The following is a 22,997-nucleotide window of genomic DNA, read 5'->3' as shown; positions in this document are numbered from 1 at the left end:
AGCCCTTGTATCCCGGTATAAACAGCGAGCCGAACATGACAACTGCACAGCCCGATCAGGAATCGGCCTCAATCTCTCGATGAGCGATGCCATGGGTTTGCTGCAAACAATGAAGGCAGGCATCGCTAGCATGGACGCCATCGGCTCGGATAGCCTCAACGAAGACACACTGGCAGATGCGAATGCCGGTCGAGTTGACCACTCGCGCCGGTCAACCTTGACCGCTTCCATCAAACTCCGCCTGTTGTGACCTCAGTTGGTTGCCGTTCAGATCGTGCGTTCATCTGCTCTACAATGGGTTTGTCGGGTTATCGGCCAAAGCGGACAACCGCCGCCGCAACGGATGGGGCAAGTCTTGAGCGAAAACCGGACACCAAGGCCGCGACTACCTGAGGCGATTATGCTCCAGGCGCCGTCGACAGCGTTAGACCAGCCGCAGTGGCGGGCGTCGGCTTGATGTAGATTTCGAGGGAACGAACAAGTGAAATGTCGTAATGCAATATCTAGACGCTCGCCTTGCGCGGAACTAGTCGCCTGCCTCTATCGCCTGCTAGTGGAAGTCGAGGTAGGGTTAAGAATGCAGCCTCATGCATTCGCCCGTTCTGCGGTCGCAAGCCAACCTTTGGTTCGAAGCACGCTCAGCGCAATACCAATCTGGCGAGGGGTAAAGTGCTTTTTGCGGTCGTTCCATGCATGGGTACCGCAGACCACCTCGTCAAGTGATGCGCTCTTCGTCTCATGGGTTGCAACCCAGTGCACGGTTGACAGCAACTCCAAACCGAAGGGCGTCTCGAAGCCAGCGACCAGGTCACCGACACGGTCGAATCTTGCACGCGTCTCGATGTGTTCTGCCAGAAAGGCTCCTGCGTCCTCGACGGCCCCGGGTACCAAGGTCAGAGGTTTGTCCGGATCATCTCCGCCGTCCGCGTAGCCGCTCACCATATGTCCCTCGATCTTCTGCAGTACGTGACGCAGGTTCTCCGCATATGGCCCATAGATTGCCTTTGCATAGTTCAATCGCAGGGGTTCACCTGCGGTCTGCAAAAAGTACATTAGCTTATGCACCTCTAGCAGCGTGATGGCAGGGTCCAGGAGCCCCTGACCATAGCGGTTCATCAGCTCCACCAGGGCTGCGCGACCTGCAGTCATACGAGGTACATCGCGATTGTGTTGCATCTTGTCCGCTTGCGGCGCTCCGTTCGGCTCATAAATGCGCACGCGAACATCTGCCAGCGGCTGCATGGTCGCCTCGATACGGGAGCGCACCTCAGTCCACTCCAGTCCGCCCAAGCCGCTACCCAGCGGTGGAATCGCCACAGAACGAATGCCCAGGCGGGCAATATCTTCCACCAGCGCATGCAAGCCCGCCTCGATGTCCTGCATGCGGCTCTTGCCGCGCCAATGACGCTTGGTTGGGAAGTTGACGATGTAGCGAGGCGCCGTCAGCTGCTCCGTATCAAAGATGAACATCCGGCCTGGTTGCACTATTTCACGCTTGCATGCTGCCTCATAAGCCTTAAAGTTCTCCGGCCAAACGTTCTTGAATTGCAGTGCAATACCGCGGCCCATCACACCGACACAGTTCACGGTGTTGACGATGGCGTCAGAGTCATCCTTCAGGATGTCGCCACTAGTAAGTTCGATCATGTCAAGTTTCCGTTTCAGTAATACCAGGTAGACATAACGTGTACCGGGGGTCTGTGCCCTCCAACCGGTAGCGCATGTGCAACCTGCGTGGCAATGAGCTGCGACATCACCCCAATGCGTTCGATTAATTGCCACGGAAAGGATTGTTCCAACAGGAACTCCGCCTGTTTGCCTTCCTTAGCACCGCGCCAATCCCGCGCATTGATCGCCTCCCAGTCTAGCTCCCCCAACTGCTGCAGATCGGCGCGGTCTTCGAAGTAGTAGGCACCGGCGTTCGACAGCGTGAAGGCCCACCGTCGCCGTTGGGCGTTGGCCCATGCCACCGTGTCATACAAATCTGCCTCTAGGTGGACGATGGGGCCTTGACCACCTTGATAGCTTAGCTCGGCGTTTTGCTTGTGTATCAAATACAGCATCACCGACCTGGGGCAAAAGTAGAAAGGCACGCACTGCCCCACAAACAACCCCGAATGACTGGTCAGTTGTAGCTCAGTCAACCGCCGCTGTTTGATATTGTTCATCCCGATCACTGTGCCGCCCAAGGCGGCCTGCTGCACTTTGGCGTCGGACAACAACCCACCTTGAGCGACAACAGAAGGTAGTCGATCCACATGGCAGATGTGATAGAGCTTTGGGCGGTTCGGCACGGCGATGGTCAACTGTGTTGGTGATACCTCAATATACCTCTATCTATACCCTATGATTGATCGGTTTCTGCTTAAACCAAGTGGAACAATGCATATGTGAAAAGGTCGGAACCGCACATATACTTGGCTTGCCAGCGTAGTCGCCGCAGATATTACCCTAACTGTGTCGGCCTCCGGTTCCCGCTCATGACCAGCCGCATCCCACACAGCGCCAGATGCCCGGTATGCCCCACGCAACGCGGCCACCATCTGTCATCCCCCCTACAGCCCAACCAACCAACGCCGCCGGATACGTTCCAGCGTACCGTTGCGGCCCAGTTGCACTATCGCCTCGTTGATGGCGTTCAAATCTGCCTGCGTCAGCGTCTTGCGGTTGAGCATATAGGCCACCTCGCCCCTGGCAATCGCGATATCCAGCCGCCGTATGGGCACACCCTGCTCGGTAGCGGCATGCTGTACCGCCCATTGGTCGCCTATCAATACTTCGCCACGCCGCAGTTGCAGCAACTGTACCCCCTTGCGGTACTCCTCATACCGCGTCACCAGGCCCGCTGCCAGAAACTGCGCCGCCAAGGGGTAGCCGCCATCGCTCCCGGTCTGGGTCACCAGCGGTACGCGGTGCTTCAGCATCGCCTGCAGTGAACCCACGTGGGGGTGGGGCCGTCGGTCATCCAGCACAAAGGCGGCAATGATTTCCGGTCGATAGGGGCGGGTAAACATGGCGACGGCGTTGTGCGAGGCCAGTCCGTTGTCGGAGGCAGCCAGCAGCACATCCAGCTCGCCCTGGGTAAAGTACAGCCAGCGCCGCTTGCGCGGTAGGTCTTGCACCCAAGACACTTTGCAGCCCGCTGCCTTGGCGATGGCATCCAGCATGTCTATCTCGAAACCCGCTGGCTTGCCGCCCGCGTCCAGATAGGAATAGGGCGGCCAGCTCTCGAATGGTACGCGTAGTACCTTGCTGCATGGTGCGCCCAGGCACGCAGCTTGAAGCAGGCAGGTGAGCAGCAAGGCACGCAGCAACATGGTGGCCGGCAATCAGGACGAAATCCTCGTTCATGCTGTATAGCATGCGCCCGTAAGCCGCGCCGCCGCTCACACCCGCGCCCAGCGGTGCCCCTCAGCCCGCCGCCTCACGCAGGGCGTAGCCCATAAACGAGACGGACATATCCCGCGTCGCCCCCAGGCGTATGCGCTCACCCAGGCCAGCAAAACTCAGCCTCCCCAGCTTGTGCAGCAGCAGCCCCCACAAGGGCCGCAAGGGGTTGCCTACTGGCGATAGGCCAGCCATCACCACCTGGCCCAGCCCATGCCTCGCCAAGCCCTGCTGCAATTCCTGCGGCCGGATAAACTGGTGCCAGACATGGACATCGGCCGGCATCAGCCGCGTCAGCGGCCAGTCCTGCGCCAGCTTGATGGCCAGCAGCTTGCTGCGCAGGGTACGGTTGATGGTGTCAAAGAAGAATACCCCACCCGGCTTGAGCACCCTGGCGATCTCTGCCAGCACGGCATCCACGTCATCCACATGCTCCAGCACATCGCAGCAGCAGACGATATCGAACTGCTGGTCTGCAAACGGCAGTTGCTCTGCACTGCCTTGCTGGTAATCAATGCGCAAGCCGCTGGCCTCGGCATGGGCCTTGGCGGCCGCGAGACCTGCCGCTGCGCGATCCAGCCCAGTTACCTGGCAGCCCAGCGTGGCAAACCGCTCTGACAGCAGCCCACCGCCACACCCGACATCCAGCACCGTCAAGCCCGCTGGCTGGCGCTGCAATATGCCAGTCAAAGCCTGCTCAAAATAGGCAAAGCGGGGAGGATTGATGGCGGTACGCAGCAAGGACATAAAGCCATCCTCGTCCCACCAGGTGTGCGCTACGTGGTCATAGATGGCGTTGTTGATGACAGGCATGACAGCTCCTTGGCAGCCGCAGGCGAGCGCCCGGTATGAGTGGCGCCACAAGAAATTTATTTAGCTAATTAGTTAAATGTAAGAATACAATGTGGCCATCCAATCCGCAAGCCTCACAGCAGGAGTCGTCCCATGAAAACCGCAGGCAACAAGCAGCAGGATGCATGGCTGGTATACGATGGGGAGTGCCCTGTCTGCACGGTCTACTGCCGCTATATCCGTATCCGCGAGACCGTCGGCACCTTACATCTGGTCGACGCCCGCCAGCCCGGCGAGCTGATGGACGAGATCACGGCGGCCGGGCTGGATATCGATCAGGGCATGGTGCTCAAGTTTCAGGATGCCATCTATTACGGTGCTGATGCCATCCATATGCTCACCCTGCTCAGCACACCAGCCGGCTTGTTCAATCGGCTCAACTACTATGTGTTTGGCCACCGCCTGGGCGCCAAGATCGCCTACCCCCTGGGCAAGGCCTTCCGCAACCTGGTGTTGAAGCTGCTGGGCATCCGCTATATCAACAATCTGGCCAGCCGGCCTTGATACTGGCCCCGCCGCGGGCCGACGCCGGAATGCGCCCTACCACGGCGCACGCTGCCACTGCGTCACATAGCAGTCGCCATCCAGGCACAGCATGGGGTCATGGTTCCTGGGGTGGTTGCGTTTTTCCAGCGGGTAGGTGGTGCTGCCGCCCTTGTGTGAATGGGCCGTCAGGCTATTGCCAGTGGCAGTCCAGCGGCCACTGTCGCTGCTGCTTGAGCTGGTGCCACCCCACATGCCGCCGCCGTAGGCATCCATGCTGCGCTCGCTGCTATAGCTGTAACTGCCATCGGGCCGCAGCTCAAAACAGGTCGAGCTTTGCGAGCCACCACCGCCACTGGCGCTGAAGTTACGCACCAGGCACCAACTGCCTACCAGCTCCTGCCGCAAGCCACCGGCCTGGGCCTGGGCGGCATTGCCACGCGGCGGCTTTTGCCCCGGCTTGACCCGTATCATGCTCAGCACGCCCGGTATATCCCCACCGGCAATCAGCAGTTGGCCACCCTGCAGCCGGAACTGATACGGCGTCACCTCGCCGTCCTCTTCAATCAGCAACACGCCACCCATCACCTGGTAGCGTATGGGCTTGCCATCCAGGCTGCCGCCCCCCTTGCCGTTCAGGCTCAGGCTCACTGCCTGCCCCGCCACCTCGCCGCCCCAGCTACCGGTCAGCACCTGTTCGGCGCGCAACGACAGGGTACAGCAGGCCAACATTAGGCAGATCAGCAGTCGGTGCATGGCAGTCTCCTTGGGGCAGCGTCCCTATAGCTTATGCAAGCCATGGCATCGCTTGCATTCAGGCGATGGCCGGTCGACACCCAAGCTGGAAACCCCGCTGCTCGCAGTCATCCCGTTCAAGCGGGCAGCAGCACCTCGGTATCAGCCTCGCCCACCACCACTCTGGGCACCGCCGCCAGCAGGGTACGGGTGTAGTCATGCCTAGGGCTCATCAGCAGGCTGGCACTCTCGCCGGTCTCGACTATACGGCCGGCCTGCATCACCGCAATCCGGTCGGCCAGGTATTCCACCACCCCGATATTGTGGGTAATAAACAGATAGGCGACCCCCAGCTGTTGCTGCAGCTCTTTCAGCAGGTTGAGTATCTGCGCCTGCACCGAGACATCCAGCGCCGAGGTAGGTTCGTCACAGACAATCAGGCTGGGTTCCACCGCCAGGGCACGGGCGATGGCGATGCGCTGGCGCTGGCCACCCGAGAACTCATGCGGAAAACGCGTCAATGCCGACTGCGGCAGGCTGACCTGCTCCAGCAAGGCATCCACACGGCGGCGGCGCTCGGCCAGGTCCAGCTCGGGCCGCAGCGACTGTATGCCCTCGGCCAGTATCTCGCCCACCCGCATGCGCGGATTGAGCGAGCCGAATGGGTCCTGGAAAATAATCTGCATCTGCCGCCGGGCGCGCTTCAGCTCCGCCTTGCCGGCCCGCATCAGGTCGATATCGCCCAGCATGGCCTGGCCATCGACCACAGCCGTGCCGCGCAGCAGCTGCAATATGGCCTTGCCCGTGGTGGTCTTGCCCGAACCCGACTCCCCCACCAGTGCCAGGGTCTCGCCCGGCCGCAGCGAGAACGACACCTCGTGCACCGCATCCACATGGCCGCTGACCCGTTGCAGCAAACCCGAGCGGATAGGAAACCGTACCCGCAGGTTTTCTACCGTCAGCAGCGCCTGGTCGCCCAGCTGCCTGGCCGCCCGGCCCTCGCCCATATCACGCAACGGGGGCCGCACCAGTGGCACGGCCGCTTCGGGCGCATAGGCAAAGCAGCGCACACTATGCCCGCCGCCCATTTCGTACATGGGGGGGATTTCGCCACGGCAGCGGGCCGTAGCCGAATAGCAGCGCGGGGCAAACCGGCAGCCCTCAAATGCCTGATAAAGCGGCGGCACACTGCCGGCAATGGCTTCCAGCAGGTGGCCGCGCTTGTCCACATCCGGCAAGGCGCCCAGCAAGCGGGTGGCATAGGGGTGCAGGGGCTTGGCGAAAAACGCCGCCTTGCTGCCCAACTCCACCAGCTCGCCCGCATACATGATGCCAACGCGATCGGCCACCTGCGAGACCACGCCCAGATCGTGGGTGATCAACAGCATGGCCATGCCGCGCTCGCGCTGCAGATCCAGCAGCAGATCCAGTATCTGCTTCTGCACCGTCACATCCAGCGCCGTGGTCGGTTCGTCGGCAATCAGCAGCGCCGGCTCGGTGGCCAGCGCCATGGCAATCATCACCCGCTGCTTCTGCCCGCCCGACAGCTGGAAGGGATAGCTGTCTATGCGCCGCTCCGGCTCGGCAATACCCACCCGCCGCAACCAGTCCAAGGCCTTGGCCCGCGCCGCCTCACCCCGCAGCTCGGTATGGGTGGTAATGGCCTCCACCAACTGCCGCCCCACCGACATCACGGCATTGAGGCTCGTGGCCGGCTCCTGGAAGATCATCGCGATGCGGCCACCGCGATACGCCCGCATCTCGCTTTCCGGCAGGTCTGCCAGGCTGGCGTCGTCCAGCCGCACATCACCGGCAGCGATGCAGGCATTGTCGGGCAGTAGCCGGCTGATGGACAGCGCCGTCACCGACTTGCCCGAGCCCGATTCCCCCACCAGGGCAAAGGTCTCGCCCGGCTGGATGGCAAGGCTGACGCCATCAACGGCCACCACGATGCCCTGGCTGGAGTGGATCTCGGTACGGAGTTGATCGAGTTGCAGCATGATGGACGACCTACTTGTGCGTGGCGCGAGGATCGAAGGCATCGCGGATGGCATCGGAGAACAGATTAGCCGACAGCACCAGCGAGAACATAAAGGTGAAGGCCGTCGCCAAGGTCCACCAGATGGTGGGTTCACGCGACAGCTCCAGCCTTGCGGTATTGATCAAGGTACCGAAGCTCTGCATGGACGGGTCCACCCCGATGCCAACATAGGACAGCACCGCCTCGGCCAGCACCAGGCCGGAGAAATTGATCACCATGCTGATCAGAATCAGGTGCATCACATTGGGCAGCAGGTGCACCGACAGTATCCGCCAGGTGCCTACCCCAAACGCCTGCGCCGCCTGGATGTACTCGGCCTCGCGCAGCTTGATCACCTCGCCCCGTATCAACCGGCACAGCTCGGTCCAACTGGTCATGCCCAGGATGATGCACAGAAAGAACAAGCGCGCATCGGTACGCTCGGCCGAGGTCGGGAACAGGTCTGGGTGGTTGTCGATGAACACCATCAGTATCAGCACCACGGCCGCGATCAGCAGCACATAGGGGATGGAGTTGATCACCGTGTAGACATACTGGATCGCCTCATCCACCCAGCCCCGGAGATAGCCGGCGCAGATGCCCAGGCCCACCGCGATGGGCATGGTCACCAGGGTGGACATGGTGCCGATGACCAGGGCCGTACGTATGCTCTTGAGCACCACATACAGCAGGTCGTTACCCACCCGGTCGGTGCCGAGCACATGGTAGGCCGTCGCCAGCATGGCCATGACGCCGGCCAGCACGGCCAGTACGGTCAGGGTCAGCAACACCGCACGCAGGGGGAAGCCCACCTGCCCGCGCCGCAAACTGCGCCAGGCTTGCCCCAGGCCCTGGCGCCGCTTGCGCGCCAGCAGCAGCACGGCCAATGCCGTAGCCGCAGCGGCCAACAGCAGGCCCAGCCCTACCCCAGCCACGGTGCGCAGCAGCACATCGGCCGCCCATTGCTGCTCGGGCTGGTCCAGATGGGCACCGCCATGCTGCAGGCGCAGGTAGGCCCGGGTGGCCTGCCCGTCTATCACCGTCGCCTCCTTCTCATAGCCCTGGTAGGCCAGCGGTGCCGAGTAGCTGCGTTCACGTCCCGTTTGCTGATGGTGCAGGATATCGTCCAGCACCGAGCGCGTCTCGGTGGCATAGGCATCGGCCTTGCCCGCGATGGCCGGGCGGTAGTGCAGCGAGTCGAGCAGGCCTATCACCAGAAAGACAGCCAGCACCGTGGCCGCCGAGGTGCCGGTGGCCGTATTGAAGGCCTTGCGCCAGGTCACCGCCAGATGCGGCTGGCGCATGACCTTCCAGCCGTAGGCCAGGGTGCCCAGCAGTACCAGCAGCACCACCCAGTCCGTCCACAGAACAACTATCTTCATCGCGGCATGCTCACTTCAGGCGCACCCGCGGATCAGACCAGGCATAGGCAAAGTCGGTCAGCAGGTAGGTAATGACATAGAGGAAAGACCCGAAGAACACCATGGCCCGGACGATGGAAAAATCCTGGCTGGTGATCCCGTCCACCGCAAAAGTGCCCAGGCCCGGTATGCCGAAGAAGGTCTCCAGCAGGATGGACCCGGCCAGCAGCGCCGGCAGCAGCAGACCTATCGAGGTAATGATGGGTATCAATGAATTGCGCAGCACATGGCGCCCCAGCACAGCCCATTCCGACACCCCCTTGGCGCGGGCGGTACGGACATAATCCTTGCCCAGCTCTTCTAGGAACAGCGTGCGATACAGACGGGTATCCGGCCCCAGGTGGGCAATCACCGATACCAGCACAGGCAGCAGCAGAAACTTGAACATGCCCGGCGGCGGGCTGAAGCCCGATACCGGCGTGATGACCATGAGCTTGGCGAACAGGTATTGGCCCATGATGATGAAGAACAGCGAAGAGGTGGACATCAACCCCACCAGCACCACCACCCCCCAGGTATCCAGCACCGTATGGCGGTAGAACACCAGCCCCAGCCCCAGGATGATGGACAGCGCCACCGAGATCAGCAGTATGGGTATCGCCAGCGCCAGGGTGGGGCCGATACGGTTGCCCAGCTCCCAACCTATATTGCGGTTCTCGTTGGTCTTGCCAAAATCCAGCCGCAGCAGCTTGGCCGAGCTCTCGAAGAACACTGTCTGGGTCAGCTTGCCCACCCCACCTGCCTGCGCGTTGAAATACAGCGGCTGGTCATAGCCGCGCTCGGCCTTCCAGCGCTCCACCGCCTCCTGCGCCACCCGCTTGCCGCCCAGTTGCAGGCGGGCCATGTCGTCCGGGGTATTTACCGAGAAGAACAGAAAGAAGGTCACCAGGTTGATACCGGCCAGCACCAGGATGGAATACAGGGTGCGGCGCACCAGATAGGTCATCATGCTTGCGCTCCCTTGCTGGCACGGCGGCCGCTGTTGATACGCAGGGTGCGCGCCGTGGCGCGCTCACGCCGGCGGTAGATGCGCCAGGCCGGCCACAGCAGCAGGCCCAGGGCCAGCATACCCACAGCCAGCGGCCATACCCGTGGCTGGTTCCATTGCGCGACCTTGCTGGCCCGCAACGCCCCATCCACCCGCATATATTTGACCTTGTCGTTGGCAATCGAGGTGGGCTTGGCGTTGTGCACCCACTGCTGGTACACCCCCAGCGAGCCAGGGAACAGCCCCCAGCTCCACGGTGCATCCCGCTGCACCATCGCCACCATCTGGTCTATCACCTGCTGCCGCTCGGCGTTGTCCGGCAGGTCGCGCATGCGGGTATAGAGCTTGTCGTATTCCGGGTTGGCATAGTTGGAGGCATTCTCACCCTCGAACTTCACCTTGGACTGCGTGCTGTTCAGCAGGAACAGATAATTCTCCGGGTCCGGGTAGTCCGAGAACCAGCCCCAGAAATACAGCTGAGCATTGCCCTTGCGCATGCGGTCCTGAAAGCGGTTGTAGTCCGATGCCCGTATCTCCAGCTGTATGCCCAGCTTCTGCATCTGCTTGACCTGCCAGTCCAGCCTGGCCTGGTAAGCCGGACCCACGCCGTTGGAGTCATAGAACAGCAGCAGCGGCTTGCCGCTCTTGGCGTCGCGCCCATCGGGATACCCCGCCTCGGCCAGCAGGCGCTTGGCGTCGGCCAGCGGGCGCCGCACAGCCTGTCCATCACGCCAGACATGGGTCACCGGGTTGATACCCGCCTCGCCGGTACGGTAGCCGAACAAGCCCGGTGGAATCGGCCCCATGGCCGGCACCGACGGCCCATAGGTATCAAAGAAGATGGCGTTGTGCTCTTCCCAGTCGGTGGCAATGGCAATGGCCTGGCGCAACTTGCGGTGCCGCTCGGCTTCCTCCGGGTTCTTGCCGCCGCCCACTACCGGGTCCAGCCAGTTGAAGCCCATATACCAGCTGGTCGGTTCTATGGTCGGCTCCAGCTTCACCCCATGCTCACGCAGCACCTGCCAGCGGCCGGTCTGGTCCATGGCTTCCTTGAGGAAGACAAAACCCACATCGATGCGGCTGAGATCGGGCACATCGTAATAGCCCTGCATGAACTTGGCCTGCTCGGGTTCAGACTCCTTCTCCTGCAGGAACACCAGCTTGTCGAGGAAGGGCAGCCGCTTGCCCGCATCGGCCAGCAGTCCCTGCGCCTTGTCTTCCGGCGATCCCTCGCTGGGGTAGCGCATATCGCGGTAGTTGGGGTTGCGCACCATCACATAGCGGCTGGCGCTTTGCTCGGTCAGCATAAAGGCCCCCGTACCCACCGGCCAGGTATTCAATGACAGCGAATTCTCCGCCATGCCGCGCTGGGCGTAGAAGCGGTCGGCCTCCCAGGGGATGGGCACAAAGAAGGTCATGGCCATCCAGTACTTGAACTGCGGGTACTTGCCGGCAATGCGTATCTCCAGCGTACGCGCATCCAGCGCACGGGCACCTTCCAGCTTAACCTGGCGCAGATCGCGCCAGGGCAGGTAGCGGTCACGCGGGTCACGTTGCTGCAATTGGGCATTGCGCTCGGCCTTGAGCTGCTCGCCCAGATCCTGCAGGCCGACTATGTACTGGTTGAGCAGGTTATAGATGGGCGACGGCGTAGGCACATAGGGGCTGGCCAGGCGCTTGATCTGGTAAACGTAATCTTCCGCCGTTACTTCACGGCTGCTGCTGGCCGCCTGCGTCAGCGGAAAATCCCAGATGCTGTATTTGCCAGCCAGCTGGGCTGGTTTGAGGTCGTGATACAGCAATTGCCCGGCAGCATCGCGGGCCAGCGCCGGATGGGGCTGGTAGCGTATGCCAGGCTGTAGCTTGATGGTGTAGATGCTGGTAGCGATCTGCTCGCTGGGCGCATCGTCAGGCAGGGTATTGCCGGCCTTGTCGTAATAGCGCGGTACCGGCACCTCAGTGGCGGTCAGCCCCTCCAGCGTATAGGGCCGCTTGAGGTAGTGGTAATGCAGCAGCGGCTCGTAGGTCTGGTAGGTCCAGGGGGTTTCGTTCAGGTTATAGGAGCTGACCGGGTCCAGAAACTTGGGCCGCTCCTGGAACGAGCTGAACATCACATCGCCGGTCAGGTCGGCCTGGCTATGCGGCTGGTTGGCCACTTCGCAGCCCCCCAACAGCAGCAGCGCGGGGGTCGCCACCAGCAGCAGCGAGCGCCGCAGCGCGCGTAGCGACAAGGAATAAGGCTGGAGTACAGGCATGGCACGACCCGCAGACAAAGGCGCCCCCAAGGGAGCGAAGGCCGCGATCATGCCATGCCGGCTTGCCTGACTGCCAAGCGCAGCCAGGCCACTGTGGTCTTTTCGCCAGTGCAAGAAAGTCACCCCGCGCGACAGTGCCGGGGCGACTTCAAGGCGCAATCAGGCCAGTACCAGCACCGCGTCGGCCTCGACCTGGCCACCCTTGGGCAGTGCCGCGGCCTGGATGGCGGCGCGGGCGGGGTAAGGGGCATCAAAATACTGGCCCATGATCTCGTTGAGCTTGCCGAAATTGGCCAGGTCAGTCACGAACACGCCCAGCTTGACGATGTCCTTGAGGTCGCCGCCGGCCGCCTGGGCCACCGCACGCAGGTTCTTGAACATCAGGTGGGCCTGCGCCTCAAAGCCCTCGGCCAGCTCGCCGGTCACCGGGTCGAGGCCCAACTGGCCCGACAGGTAAACAGTGTTGCCCACCTTCACAGCCTGCGAATAAGTACCGACAGCCTTGGGTGCGTGGTCGCTATGGACGATTTCTTTGCTCATGGTGTATTCCTTGGGTAAACGACGCGACGGGGAACCGGCGGGCAGCATGAACAACGCGGCCTCGTGCGACATAGTTGAATATATTGGGGAGGAAGCTGGAAGCCCTGCTCACACCCTCCTTCCAGCACGCGCCGGGACGAGGGCGGAACTAGCCCACAAGGTGAGGTGCATTGCCGCTCAGCGCCACCACCAAGGCTGCCATCTTGCCTTGCTACGGCAGACTTTCCAAGCCATACCGCTTGCGTAGCGCCCTATCCTCGGCACTACCACGAAAAGCCCTGAAGGCCGCGTCAAAGCGAGCCACCCATTCCGGGGTAACGGTCTTGCGCGAGAACATCACATAAAAGCGGATAGGCTGGTTCATCACATCGGCGGTGACCAATTGCTCACGCCAACCTTGCTTGGCGGCCAGGTGCAGCCCCACCTGCCGCTCCTCGATCACATAGTCCACCTGGCCGGCCAGTAACCGACGGAAATTGCTGAACTGATCGTAGGACACCACCGACTTGCCCTGGCTACCCAGAAATGCCTCGATCTCCGGCGAATAGCTCCAGCCATGCACCAAGCCGGCCCGCAAACCCTTGAAATCCTCTTTCTTCTGCAGTCGCAAGCCATCGCTGCGGCGGCTGAAAGCCGTCCAGCGGGTCTCGGTAAAAGGCTCGGCCGAAAAGTGTACATAGGCCTCCCGGTTGTCCACCTTGCCGCCATTGACCGCCACATCGGCCTCCCCCGCCTCCAGCATGGCCAGCAAGCGCTTCCAGGGCACGGCCCGGTCGGGGTGAACCAGCACCACCTCCATCTGCCGCAGCACGGCCTCCAACCTGGCCACGCTGTAGCCATCGGCCTTGCCCTTGTCCGCGTACTCATACGGCGGCCAGTCATCCGTCACCAGCCGCAGTTTCAGCGGCTCGGCCGCCAGTGGCAGGCAGGCAAGCAGGATCAGCAAGGCACGCAGCAGCACGGCAGGCTCCTGTCTCCCGGCTCAACGGTCGGGCAAAAAGGCTTCCATCAATCGATTCAGGTGGCGCCTACCCAGCTCGCTGGGCGCCAGCCGGGTAGGGTCGGCATCCAGCAAACCCTGCTCATGCACCCGCGCCAGGGTGCGCGCAATACCTGCCAGCGGCAGGCCGGTACGTTCACTATAGAGGGTAGCTGCCACGCCTTCGCTCAAACGCAAGGCATTGAGCATGAATTCGAACGGCAGGTCCTGGTGGTCCACCAGCTCTTCGGTCTGCACCGCATTGCCCGCCGCCACCGCCTTCAGATAAGCCGCCGGCTGCTTATAGCGCGCCTGGCGCAGGATGCGGTCATGGAAGCTGAGCTTGCCATGGGCGCCTGCCCCTATGCCCAGGTAATCGCCGAACTGCCAGTAATTAACGTTATGCCGCGCCCGGTGGCCGGGCAGCGCATAGGCACTGGTCTCATAGTGATCAAACCCCGCGCTCGCCAACCGCGCGGCGATCACATCGTGCATCTCGGCAGCCGTATCGTCATCCGGCAGGCTGGGCGGATAGCGGTAGAAATAGGTATTGGGCTCCAGCGTCAGGTGGTAGCAGCTCAGGTGGGTGGGCGAGAACGACAAGGCCGTTTCCACATCTGCCAGCGCCTGCGCCACGGTCTGGCCAGGCAGGGCAAACATCAGGTCCAGATTGAAGGTGTCAAAGGTCTCGCGCGCCAGCGCCGCTGCCCGCCTGGCCTCATCGCCATCGTGTATGCGGCCTATGGCGGTCAGATGGGTCGGATCAAAACTCTGTATGCCGATGGAGAGGCGATTGATCCCTGCCGCCCGGTAGCCCTTGAACTTGTCTGCCTCCACCGTACCGGGGTTGGCCTCCAGCGTGATCTCGGCATCAGGCAGCAGCTTGGTGCGCGCCCGTATGCCGGCCAGCAGGTTGTCCATGGCTTCGGCCGAAAACAGGCTGGGCGTGCCCCCGCCCATGAAGATGGTGTGTATGGGCCGCCCCCAGATCAGTGGCAGGCTGTGCTCCAGGTCGGTCAGCAGTGCCGCTATATAGCCCGCCTCGTCCATCCCCCCCTTGGCTTCATGCGAATTGAAGTCGCAATACGGGCACTTGCGCACACACCAGGGGAAGTGGATATACAACGACAGCGGCGGTAAAGCCTGCAAGGCCCAGCCCGCAGCCGGGGCCGCCACGGCGGCCGCCGGGCCAGGATGGGGGTGGATAGGGATGATCATGACTTGCGGTAGGGGTTGACCAGCGCATCCACCATGCGGTGCAGGGCCTCGCGCATCTGCGCTTCCGAGACCTCCATCAACAGGCCATCCTCGAACGCGTCCTGGGTCATCTGCTGTATCTCGCCCAGGTTTTCTTCCATTACCTTGACCTTCTCGAAGCAGCTCACCACCGCCCCATCATCCTTCAGCCACTTGGGCCATGGGCTCGTCATAGTGCGTCCTTTGCCAGCTTGTCCAGCAAGGCAGCCAGGGCCTGGCCGCGATGGCTGATGGGGTTCTTCTCTTCCGGCGTCAGCTCAGCCACGGTCTTGCCCAGTGCCGGCACCCAGAAATGCGGATCGTAGCCAAAGCCCCCCTCGCCGCGCGGTTCAGCCAGCAGTTCGCCATCAAACCGGCCTTCGGCAATCAGGGGTCGGGGGTCATCCACCGTGCGTACCAGCACCAGCACCGCATAGTAAAAAGCCCGGCGGTCGGCCTGGCCGGCCATATCGGCCACCAGCTTCTGGTTGTTGCGCGCATCCGATTTTGGCTCGCCGCCATAGCGGGCCGAATACACCCCAGGCGCACCGCCCAGGGCCGGCACGCAGATGCCGGAATCATCGGCCAGCGCCGGCAAGCCGGTGGCCGCCGCCGCATGGCGCGCCTTGGCCAGGGCATTTTCGACAAAGGTGGCGTGCGGCTCTTCGGCTTCGCCCACCCCCAGCTGTCCCTGCGGTATTACCTCGATGGCCAGAGCCCCCAGCAAGCGCTGGAACTCCTTCAATTTTCCGGCATTGTTGCTGGCGAGTACGAGCTTCTTCATGCGCAACCTGCTTGCAGTACGGTATTAAAGGGATTCAATGGCCAGTCGCCAGCAAGGCACGCAAAGCCTTGGCGAACTGCGCTGGCTGCGGCAAGCACAGCCAGATGGTGCGGCCATCACGGGTTTGCAGCTTTACGCCCTGATTCAGGTCGGGCGTGAAATTGCCGCCATGGCGCTCTTCCGAGCCTTCCCTGCGCACTGGCCGGGTCGGCTTGTCCGGCAGGGCCGCCACTTCCACCGCCGCAATATCAGCCAGCGCCAGACGTTGTACCGGCCCGTGGTTCAACTGCCCCCAACGCCAGCACAGCGCCTCGCCCTCACACCAGGTCTTGTAGGCCAGGTAGGGCAGCAGCAGCCAGGTCAGCACCAGCGCCAGCAGCACGTAGCCCAGCTGCACCGGGCTGGCCACGCCCATGCTGCGCAGCACCCACAGCCCCAGGGTCAGCAGCACCAGGGCCAGCAAGGCCGGCGGCCAGATCGACCATTGCTGCAAGGCCTTGTCCTGTTTCTTTGTCTTGTCCATGTAACCGTCTTCTCAGTATTTCTTCTTCAATGTCATGCGCTGGCCATCGTTCTGCATATGAAACTGCCCCAGCACACTCATACCTATCAACGCCACTTCCGGGTAGGCGCCATCGGTCACCACCGCGTCCACATTGTAGAGCTGCACCCCCTCGATACGCAGGCTGGGCACCTTGGTACGCCAGCCGTTCTGCACGCCCTGGGCCGTGCGCAGCATGATGGGCTGGTTACGCTCGAAGCGCAGCCCCATGGCCTTGGCCTGGTTGCCCGATAGCGACAACAAGGAAGCTCCGGTATCGATCAGCCCCCTGACGCCACCGCCACCCAGGCTGATCTGGGCCATGAAGTGGCCACCGCCGACATCGAACACGGTAAAGCTATTGGTCTGGGCCTGCTCCGCCTGGCTGCCGCCGGCATAGAACTCCTGGCCCAGGCGCACATTCTGGCGCTTGCCCTCCACTTCCAGCACCGCGCTGTCCTCGCCCACCGATATCAGCTTGATACCCTCGCGCTGCTGCCCCACGCTCAGGGTCAAGGGCTTGCCGCCCAAAGACAGCGACACCTTGTTGCCCATGGTAGCTAGCAGCACCGGCGATGCCGCCCAGCTGGTGCCTACCAGACACAAGGCCAGTACCAGCGGTAACAGGGTCTTCCGTAACATGCGCTGCTCCATCGCTAAGCCACCACCGGTTCCACTTCCGCCAGGGCCGCCTCAATCAACTCCGGCCCAGCCCCATTCAATACCTTGCTGTCACTGAGCATGCGCCGCCAGTTACGCGCACCGGGCCGCCCCTGGAACAAGCCCAGCACATGCCGCACGATATGCTTGGGCTGGCTGCGCCCAGCCGCCATGCGCTCGGCAATATAGGGCATCAGGGCACGGGCCACCTCGGCCCGGCTCGCCACCGCCCGCTCATCGCCGTAATAGCGGGCATCCACCTCGGCAAACTGATAGGGGTCGTGGTAAGCCATGCGGCCTATCATCACCCCATCCACATGCTGCAGCTGCTCATCCACCGCCTGCCAGTTGTCCAGGCCGCCGTTGATGATGATCTCCAACTGCGGAAAATCCCGCTTGAGCCTGTGCACATAGTCATACTTCAAGGGCGGCACCTCACGGTTCTCCTTGGGGCTCAGGCCCTTCAGTATGGCGTTGCGGGCATGCGCGATGAACACCTCACAGCCGGCCTCCGCCACCGTCCCGACAAAGTCGCGCAGATACTCGTAGTGCTCCACTTCGTTGATGCCGATACGGTGCTTGACCGTCACCGGAATACTCACCGCATCCCGCATGGCCTTGACGCAATCGGCCACCAGCTGCGGCTCCTCCATCAAGCAGGCACCAAACGCCCCAGACTGCACCCGCTCGCTGGGGCAGCCCACATTGATATTGACCTCGTCATAGCCCCACTGCTGAGCCAACCGGGCACAGGCCGCCAGATCAGCCGGCTCCGAGCCCCCCAACTGCAAGGCCACCGGGTGCTCCGCCTCGCTGAAATCCAGAAACCGCGCCTTGTCCCCATGCAAGATGGCGCCCGTGGTCACCATCTCGGTATAGAGAAAGGTGTGGCGGGTGATCTGGCGCAAGAAAAATCGATAATGCCGATCCGTCCAGTCGAGCATAGGGGCCAGACAGATGCGCCTGGCAGGGATAGGCGCCGCAACAGCGGGGGATATTACGTTAAGCATGAAGTTCAACTATCTGATTTCTATGAAAGTACTGCCCCCGTAGCCGTGAGCGCAAGCCGGCGAATGTGCTGCGCAGGCTTGCTACCCACGGAGGGCTTGGCGGCCTCCAGCCGGGCTCAACCAGCCAAGGCCGCTTTCTGGGCGGTAATCAGTTGCGCAATACCAGCGTCCGCCAGATTCACCAGCGCATTCATTTCATCGCGGCTGAAAGGCGTGCCTTCGGCAGTGCCCTGCAGTTCGACAAAACCGCCAGCCGCCGTCATCACCACATTCATGTCGGTATCGCAGTCGCTGTCTTCCAGATAGTCCAGATCCAGCACCGGCACACCCTGGTATATGCCCACCGAGACGGCTGCCACATGCTGGCGGATAGGATTGCTGCCCAGCTTGCCGGCCGCCATCAGGCTGGTGATGGCATCCTGCAGGGCCACGAAGGCACCGGTAATGCTGGCACAGCGTGTGCCGCCGTCGGCCTGTATCACGTCGCAGTCTATGCTGATCTGGCGCTCGCCCAGGACCTTCATGTCCACCACGGCCCGCAGGCTGCGGCCTATCAGGCGCTGTATTTCCTGGGTACGGCCGCTCTGCTTGCCACTGGCCGCCTCACGCTTCATGCGGCTATGGGTGGAACGGGGCAGCATGCCGTACTCGGCGGTCACCCAGCCTTCGCCCTTGCCTTTCAGAAAAGGCGGCACGCTTTCTTCTACCGACGCAGTGCAGATGACCTTGGTGCCGCCCATCTCGATCAGCACCGAACCTTCGGCATGGCGGGTGTAGTGACGGGTGATGCGGACATCGCGAAGCTGGTTGGGTTGGCGGCCAGAGGGGCGCATGTCATACCTCATTGAATATCAAGGCAGAAATTATACCCCAAGCGTCAAGCCCTCACGGTGGCAAGGCAGCGCCCTGGCGCCGTTGCCCTGTCACCTAATCAGCGCGGTGTATGGGCAGCAGTACCACCCGGATGCCGGCCAGCCTGTCATGCAGGCATTGCTGCTCGCGATCTACCAGCGCCCACAGCCAGGGCAGCGCCATCCAGACCAGGCCCGGCCATAGCAGCCACTTCATGTCCGGCACGTGCTTGGTATAGGCCCACAGCGGTATCAGCGGTGCGTAGACCAGCAGGCACAGGGCAAACCGCAGGCTGACCTGCCACAGGCTGGGTAGCTGGTTGGCGCGGTTGCGCAGTTGCAGCCGCCAGGTCTTCATGGCCAGTGTCTGGCCCGAGCGGCGCCAGCACCAGGCAAAGTAGCCGTACAGCACCAGAATCAGAAAGGCGAACTGGGCCGGCGTGCCCGCCAGCCGGCTGAACATCAACTGGAACAGCATGCCGGCGACCAGAATCACGGCCAGCAGCAGCAGGCTCTCATAGCAAAGCGAGACAAGGCGCCGCCAACGGGGGGCAAGAGGGTGTTCTACCGACATGGTGCAACCTGCATGCAAGACAAGCCCGCCAAGATACGGCGCAAGCCCAGATAAAACAAGCAGCGGCCCGGATCAGTTGGCCGCCTGCACCTGCTTGAGCTTTTCCTTTACCTGCTCGCGCTGGGGCGAGGGCAGGCGCTGCACCTTCTTGTAGTTGTCACGCGCCCGATTGCGTTCGGCCGGGCTCAGGCTGGCCCAATGGCGTATGCGGGCGTCAATGCGGCTGCGCTCGGCCGCGCTATGGTGGGGATATTGCTCGGCCAGGGCCAGCAGATGCTGCCGCTGGCCGGCGCTATAGCTACCCCACTCCGCCGCCAGCGGCGCCAGCACCGCCTGCTGGGCCGGCGCCAGGGCCGCCCAATCCGCCGGGGGCGCTGCCGCCACGGCCGTGGCGGTACAGAACAGCAGCAGGGGCAACACTAGGCGCATCATGAGGCCTCCCTGGCCAGGTGCTCCACTGAGTCGGACAACCACACTTCCATGGGCACCTCGTCGGCCAGCAGCTGGGCATCGATATCGTCGTCGATCAAACCCGCATTGCCTTGCTGCCACCAGAACAGGCCCACGCCCAGGCACAAGGCCAGCCAGGCCGCCTGGCCCAAGCGTCGGCCAGCCACCGGGTGCAGCCCCAGCCAGCGCACTAGGCCCATGCACCAGCCCGATGGGCCGGTCTGCTGCCGTGCAAGTGCTGCCTGCCGCGCCTGGGCCAGCCTGTGCTGCTGCCGCAGCGACAGCGGCTGCGCAGCCAGTTGGCTGGCGGCGGCCTTGCCGAAGGTGTCTTCCTCCCACTGCGACTTGCTCATGGCTCCACCCCTCTCTCTCGCAGCCAGTCTGCCAGGCTGTGGCATGCCCGCGAGCAATGCGTCTTGACGCTGCCTTCCGAGCAGCCCATGGCCGCCGCCGTGTCGGCCACGTCCATCTCTTCCAGATAACGCAGCAGGAAGGCCTGCCGTTGACGCAAGGGCAAATGTGCCAGACCGTCCTCCAGCAAGGCCAGCATCTGGCGACGTCCCCATTGCACATCGGGCTGCTGCAAGGCTTCGCAGCCAGGCTCCACGACCAGGGTGTCCAACGGGTCCGGCTCAGCATCGTCGTCCTCGCCCTGGCGTAGGTGCAGGGCAGACAGCAGGCCCACCCACAGGTTGCGCACCTTGCTGCGACGATAATAGTCCCGAATTGCGTTCTGCAATATCCGTTGAAACAGCAAGGGCCATTCCTCAGCCGGCTGGCCGGCATAGCGCTCCACCAGTTTGAGCATGGCATCTTGCACCAAGTCCAGCGCAGCATCCTCGTTCTGCACGGCAAACATGGCCTGCCGGAAGGCGCGGTGCTCGGCAGCAGCAAGGAAATCGGCAATGGAGGACGGAGTGGGCACAGCGCAGGGTAAACAAGAGGCGGGGGCGCGATGATAGCAGTGACGTGCGCGGAAGTCGTTTTGCAAACAGCGGTTTAGCATCGCCCATGTTGCATTGCGGCACTTGACCTGCCCCGGTCAGGTCGGCTATGGTCACACCCATCCTCTCCGCCACGGACGGTGCCGCTTGCAACTCGCTTGCCGGCACCACATCGGCAGCAAGTCTCGATGGTCACCCGCCAGCCACAAGCCAGCGCGCGGTGACAGCCCGGTTGGTTCTGGTGCGTAGCCATTACGTGCCCGTGATATACAAAAGCTTTATCGGCTTTTCTGCTGCATTGGTTGCAGATCTTGGTTGTCGTTGCAAGTTGGCTTGAGTCGGCAGATGCCGATTCGCAGTCGCCCCGGTAACGGTGCGTTGGTCTGGCGTCTTTTCCAAGGCGTCGGGTGCGCGTACCCACCCGCACAGCAGTGCGGGCCAGTCTCCGGGTAGGGCTGTCTGCCACACGTCGCCTCGGTCTGTTTTAGTGTCCCCTTTACCAAGGAAGACATCATGGAAATATCCGGTGCGGAAATCGTCATCCGTTGTTTGCAGGAAGAAGGCGTTGAATTCGTCTTCGGCTACCCGGGTGGCGCTGTCCTCGAAATCTACGACGCAATCTTCAAGCAAGACAAATTCAAGCACGTGCTGGTGCGCCACGAGCAAGGTGCCGTGCACGCCGCCGATGGCTACTCGCGCTCCTCGCACAAGGTCGGGGTCGCGCTGGTCACCTCCGGCCCCGGTGCCACCAATGCCATTACCGGCATTGCCACGGCCTACCTAGATTCCATCCCCATGGTGGTGATCTCGGGCCAAGTGCCCACGCCCGCCATTGGTCTCGACGCCTTCCAGGAAGTCGACATGGTCGGCATCACCCGGCCCTGCGTGAAGCACAACATCCTGGTCAAGGATGTGCGCGACATCGCCAGCGCCATGAAGAAGGCTTTCCATATCGCCACCACCGGCCGCCCCGGCCCTGTCGTGGTCGATATCCCCAAGGACATCACCCTGGCCCGCGCGGAGTTCCACTACCCGCAATCGGTCAGCCTGCGTTCCTACAACCCGCCTGCCAAGGGCCACCCAGGCCAGATCAAGAAGGCCGTCAATCTGTTGAGCGACGCCAAGCGGCCACTGATCTACATCGGCGGCGGTGCCGTGCTGTCCAATGCCTCCAACCAGGTCACCGAACTGGTCAAGATGCTGGGCGTGCCCGCCACCAACACCCTGATGGCCCTGGGCGCCTTCTCCGGCTCCGATCCGCAAAACCTGGGCATGCTGGGCATGCACGGCCTGTACGAAGCCAATATGGCCATGCAGCACTGCGACGTGCTGATCGCCATCGGCGCCCGCTTTGACGATCGCGTCATCTCGGTGCCCTCGCACTTCCTCAGCTCGCCCAAGAAGATCGTCCATATCGACATCGACCCCTCCTCCATCGCCAAGCGCGTGAAGGTGGACATCCCCATTGTCGGCAATGTGCGCGATGTGCTGGACGAGATGCTGGCCCTGCTGCGGCAGACCGGCGCCCGCCCCAATGCCGAGCACCTGGCCAACTGGTGGAAGCAGCTGGAGGAATGGCGCAGCCACAACTGCCTCAAGTTCGACGCCAGCAGCGACATCATCAAGCCGCAGTTCGTGGTGCAGACCCTGTACGAGATCACCGGCGGCGATGCCTTCGTCACCTCCGATGTGGGCCAGCACCAGATGTGGGCAGCGCAATACTACAAGTTCAACAAGCCGCGCCGCTGGATCAACTCCGGCGGCCTGGGCACCATGGGCTTTGGCCTGCCTGCCGCCATGGGCGTGCAGCTGGCCAATCCCGATGCCACCGTGGCCTGCATTACTGGTGAAGCCTCCATCCAGATGAACATCCAGGAGCTTTCCACCTGCAAGCAGTACCACACCCCGGTGAAGGTGATTAACCTGAACAACCGCTACCTGGGCATGGTGCGGCAATGGCAGGAGTTCTTCTACGGCAACCGCTATTCCGAATCCTATATGGATGCGCTGCCCGATTTCGTGAAGCTGGCCGAAGCCTATGGCCATGTCGGCATGAAGATCGAGCGCCCGGCCGATGTGGAACCCGCCCTGCGCGAGGCCATGAAGCTGAAGGAGCGGCTGGTGTTCATGGACTTCATCACCGACCAGACCGAGAACGTCTTCCCCATGGTGCAGAACAACCGCGGCCTGAGCCAGATGGATCTGCCGCCGCATATGCGCCACCTGCAACAAGGCACCGTCGCAAAAGAGCGCGACTACGGCAACCTGAGCTGAGGAGGAGAGACCC

Annotated in this window: 24 protein-coding genes; 2 read left to right on the top strand and 22 right to left on the bottom strand. The window is 62.5% G+C overall.

Annotated features, from left to right (window positions below):
• Nucleotides 1–585: 585 nt before the first annotated feature.
• From darG to ubiG, 4 genes are all read right to left on the bottom strand, one after another.
• On the bottom strand, nucleotides 586–1,647 hold the full coding sequence (gene darG, locus V7714_RS15320) for a type II toxin-antitoxin system antitoxin DNA ADP-ribosyl glycohydrolase DarG (protein WP_335710484.1): 1,062 nt from the start codon (nucleotides 1,645–1,647) through the stop codon (nucleotides 586–588).
• A gap of 14 nt (nucleotides 1,648–1,661) precedes the next feature.
• Nucleotides 1,662–2,306 (bottom strand): type II toxin-antitoxin system toxin DNA ADP-ribosyl transferase DarT, encoded by a 645-nt coding sequence (gene darT / locus V7714_RS15315; RefSeq protein ID WP_335710483.1) that lies wholly within the window; start codon nucleotides 2,304–2,306, stop codon nucleotides 1,662–1,664.
• A gap of 249 nt (nucleotides 2,307–2,555) precedes the next feature.
• Nucleotides 2,556–3,317: a substrate-binding periplasmic protein gene (locus V7714_RS15310; RefSeq protein WP_335710482.1), complete on the bottom strand. Its 762-nt coding sequence runs from the start codon at nucleotides 3,315–3,317 to the stop codon at nucleotides 2,556–2,558.
• A 94-nt stretch (nucleotides 3,318–3,411) separates the two neighbouring features.
• Nucleotides 3,412–4,200: a bifunctional 2-polyprenyl-6-hydroxyphenol methylase/3-demethylubiquinol 3-O-methyltransferase UbiG gene (ubiG, locus tag V7714_RS15305; protein ID WP_335710481.1), complete on the bottom strand. Its 789-nt coding sequence runs from the start codon at nucleotides 4,198–4,200 to the stop codon at nucleotides 3,412–3,414.
• A gap of 132 nt (nucleotides 4,201–4,332) precedes the next feature.
• Here ubiG and V7714_RS15300 point away from each other — a divergent pair, with 132 nt between their 5' ends.
• Nucleotides 4,333–4,743: a DCC1-like thiol-disulfide oxidoreductase family protein gene (locus V7714_RS15300; RefSeq protein ID WP_335710480.1), complete on the top strand. Its 411-nt coding sequence runs from the start codon at nucleotides 4,333–4,335 to the stop codon at nucleotides 4,741–4,743.
• 36 nt (nucleotides 4,744–4,779) lie between these two features.
• On the opposite strand, the gene V7714_RS15295 is transcribed toward V7714_RS15300, so the two are convergent.
• From V7714_RS15295 to V7714_RS15210, 18 genes are all read right to left on the bottom strand, one after another.
• Nucleotides 4,780–5,478 carry a hypothetical protein gene (locus tag V7714_RS15295; protein WP_335710479.1) on the bottom strand — a complete coding sequence of 233 codons (699 nt, stop codon included), beginning with the start codon at nucleotides 5,476–5,478 and terminating at the stop codon, nucleotides 4,780–4,782.
• 116 nt (nucleotides 5,479–5,594) lie between these two features.
• Nucleotides 5,595–7,457: an ABC transporter ATP-binding protein gene (locus V7714_RS15290; RefSeq protein ID WP_335710478.1), complete on the bottom strand. Its 1,863-nt coding sequence runs from the start codon at nucleotides 7,455–7,457 to the stop codon at nucleotides 5,595–5,597.
• Nucleotides 7,458–7,467: 10 nt separating this feature from the next.
• A complete protein-coding gene (locus V7714_RS15285) occupies nucleotides 7,468–8,859 on the bottom strand; it encodes an ABC transporter permease (protein WP_335710477.1) in 1,392 nt (463 codons plus the stop codon).
• 10 nt (nucleotides 8,860–8,869) lie between these two features.
• On the bottom strand, nucleotides 8,870–9,847 hold the full coding sequence (locus V7714_RS15280; RefSeq protein ID WP_335710476.1) for an ABC transporter permease: 978 nt from the start codon (nucleotides 9,845–9,847) through the stop codon (nucleotides 8,870–8,872).
• On the bottom strand, nucleotides 9,844–12,192 hold the full coding sequence (locus tag V7714_RS15275) for an ABC transporter substrate-binding protein (RefSeq protein ID WP_335710475.1): 2,349 nt from the start codon (nucleotides 12,190–12,192) through the stop codon (nucleotides 9,844–9,846). The genes V7714_RS15280 and V7714_RS15275 overlap by 4 nt, the downstream gene beginning before the upstream one ends.
• 108 nt (nucleotides 12,193–12,300) lie before the next feature.
• Nucleotides 12,301–12,681: a Rid family detoxifying hydrolase gene (locus V7714_RS15270; RefSeq protein WP_284197021.1), complete on the bottom strand. Its 381-nt coding sequence runs from the start codon at nucleotides 12,679–12,681 to the stop codon at nucleotides 12,301–12,303.
• Between the two features lie 211 nt (nucleotides 12,682–12,892).
• Nucleotides 12,893–13,642, bottom strand: a complete 750-nt coding sequence (locus V7714_RS15265) for a substrate-binding periplasmic protein (protein WP_335710474.1) — start codon at nucleotides 13,640–13,642, stop codon at nucleotides 12,893–12,895.
• 21 nt (nucleotides 13,643–13,663) lie between these two features.
• Complete coding sequence (gene hemW / locus V7714_RS15260) at nucleotides 13,664–14,878, bottom strand: radical SAM family heme chaperone HemW (RefSeq protein WP_335710473.1); 1,215 nt, start codon at nucleotides 14,876–14,878, stop codon at nucleotides 13,664–13,666.
• Entirely contained in the window at nucleotides 14,875–15,090 is a 216-nt protein-coding gene (locus V7714_RS15255; RefSeq protein WP_335710472.1) for a hypothetical protein, read from the bottom strand. Before V7714_RS15255 ends, hemW begins: the two co-directional genes overlap by 4 nt.
• Complete coding sequence (gene rdgB / locus V7714_RS15250) at nucleotides 15,087–15,680, bottom strand: RdgB/HAM1 family non-canonical purine NTP pyrophosphatase (RefSeq protein ID WP_335710471.1); 594 nt, start codon at nucleotides 15,678–15,680, stop codon at nucleotides 15,087–15,089. Before rdgB ends, V7714_RS15255 begins: the two co-directional genes overlap by 4 nt.
• Nucleotides 15,681–15,714: 34 nt before the next feature.
• Complete coding sequence (locus V7714_RS15245; protein WP_335710470.1) at nucleotides 15,715–16,203, bottom strand: hypothetical protein; 489 nt, start codon at nucleotides 16,201–16,203, stop codon at nucleotides 15,715–15,717.
• Nucleotides 16,204–16,215: 12 nt separating this feature from the next.
• Complete coding sequence (locus tag V7714_RS15240; protein ID WP_335710469.1) at nucleotides 16,216–16,863, bottom strand: retropepsin-like aspartic protease family protein; 648 nt, start codon at nucleotides 16,861–16,863, stop codon at nucleotides 16,216–16,218.
• Nucleotides 16,864–16,877: 14 nt separating this feature from the next.
• Nucleotides 16,878–17,891: a tRNA dihydrouridine(20/20a) synthase DusA gene (gene dusA / locus V7714_RS15235; protein WP_335710468.1), complete on the bottom strand. Its 1,014-nt coding sequence runs from the start codon at nucleotides 17,889–17,891 to the stop codon at nucleotides 16,878–16,880.
• A 116-nt stretch (nucleotides 17,892–18,007) separates the two neighbouring features.
• Nucleotides 18,008–18,724 carry a ribonuclease PH gene (rph, locus tag V7714_RS15230; RefSeq protein ID WP_335710467.1) on the bottom strand — a complete coding sequence of 239 codons (717 nt, stop codon included), beginning with the start codon at nucleotides 18,722–18,724 and terminating at the stop codon, nucleotides 18,008–18,010.
• Nucleotides 18,725–18,818: 94 nt separating this feature from the next.
• The gene (locus V7714_RS15225) at nucleotides 18,819–19,316 is read right to left on the bottom strand and encodes an RDD family protein (protein WP_335710466.1); all 498 of its coding nucleotides are present in this window, start codon (nucleotides 19,314–19,316) and stop codon (nucleotides 18,819–18,821) included.
• Between the two features lie 72 nt (nucleotides 19,317–19,388).
• The gene (locus V7714_RS15220) at nucleotides 19,389–19,748 is read right to left on the bottom strand and encodes a DUF3106 domain-containing protein (RefSeq protein WP_335710465.1); all 360 of its coding nucleotides are present in this window, start codon (nucleotides 19,746–19,748) and stop codon (nucleotides 19,389–19,391) included.
• Nucleotides 19,745–20,119 carry a DUF3619 family protein gene (locus V7714_RS15215; RefSeq protein WP_335710464.1) on the bottom strand — a complete coding sequence of 125 codons (375 nt, stop codon included), beginning with the start codon at nucleotides 20,117–20,119 and terminating at the stop codon, nucleotides 19,745–19,747. The genes V7714_RS15220 and V7714_RS15215 overlap by 4 nt, the downstream gene beginning before the upstream one ends.
• Nucleotides 20,116–20,691, bottom strand: coding sequence for an RNA polymerase sigma factor (locus V7714_RS15210; RefSeq protein WP_335710463.1), 576 nt, complete (start codon nucleotides 20,689–20,691; stop codon nucleotides 20,116–20,118). The genes V7714_RS15215 and V7714_RS15210 overlap by 4 nt, the downstream gene beginning before the upstream one ends.
• Nucleotides 20,692–21,223: 532 nt before the next feature.
• Between V7714_RS15210 and V7714_RS15205 the strand changes: the two genes are divergently transcribed.
• Nucleotides 21,224–22,984 (top strand): acetolactate synthase 3 catalytic subunit, encoded by a 1,761-nt coding sequence (locus tag V7714_RS15205; RefSeq protein ID WP_335710462.1) that lies wholly within the window; start codon nucleotides 21,224–21,226, stop codon nucleotides 22,982–22,984.
• Nucleotides 22,985–22,997 lie beyond the last annotated feature (13 nt).

Source organism: Chitinimonas sp. JJ19, from assembly GCF_036961565.1.
Taxonomy (GTDB): domain Bacteria; phylum Pseudomonadota; class Gammaproteobacteria; order Burkholderiales; family Chitinimonadaceae; genus Chitinimonas.
This window is presented reverse-complemented; position numbering and strand designations above follow the sequence as displayed.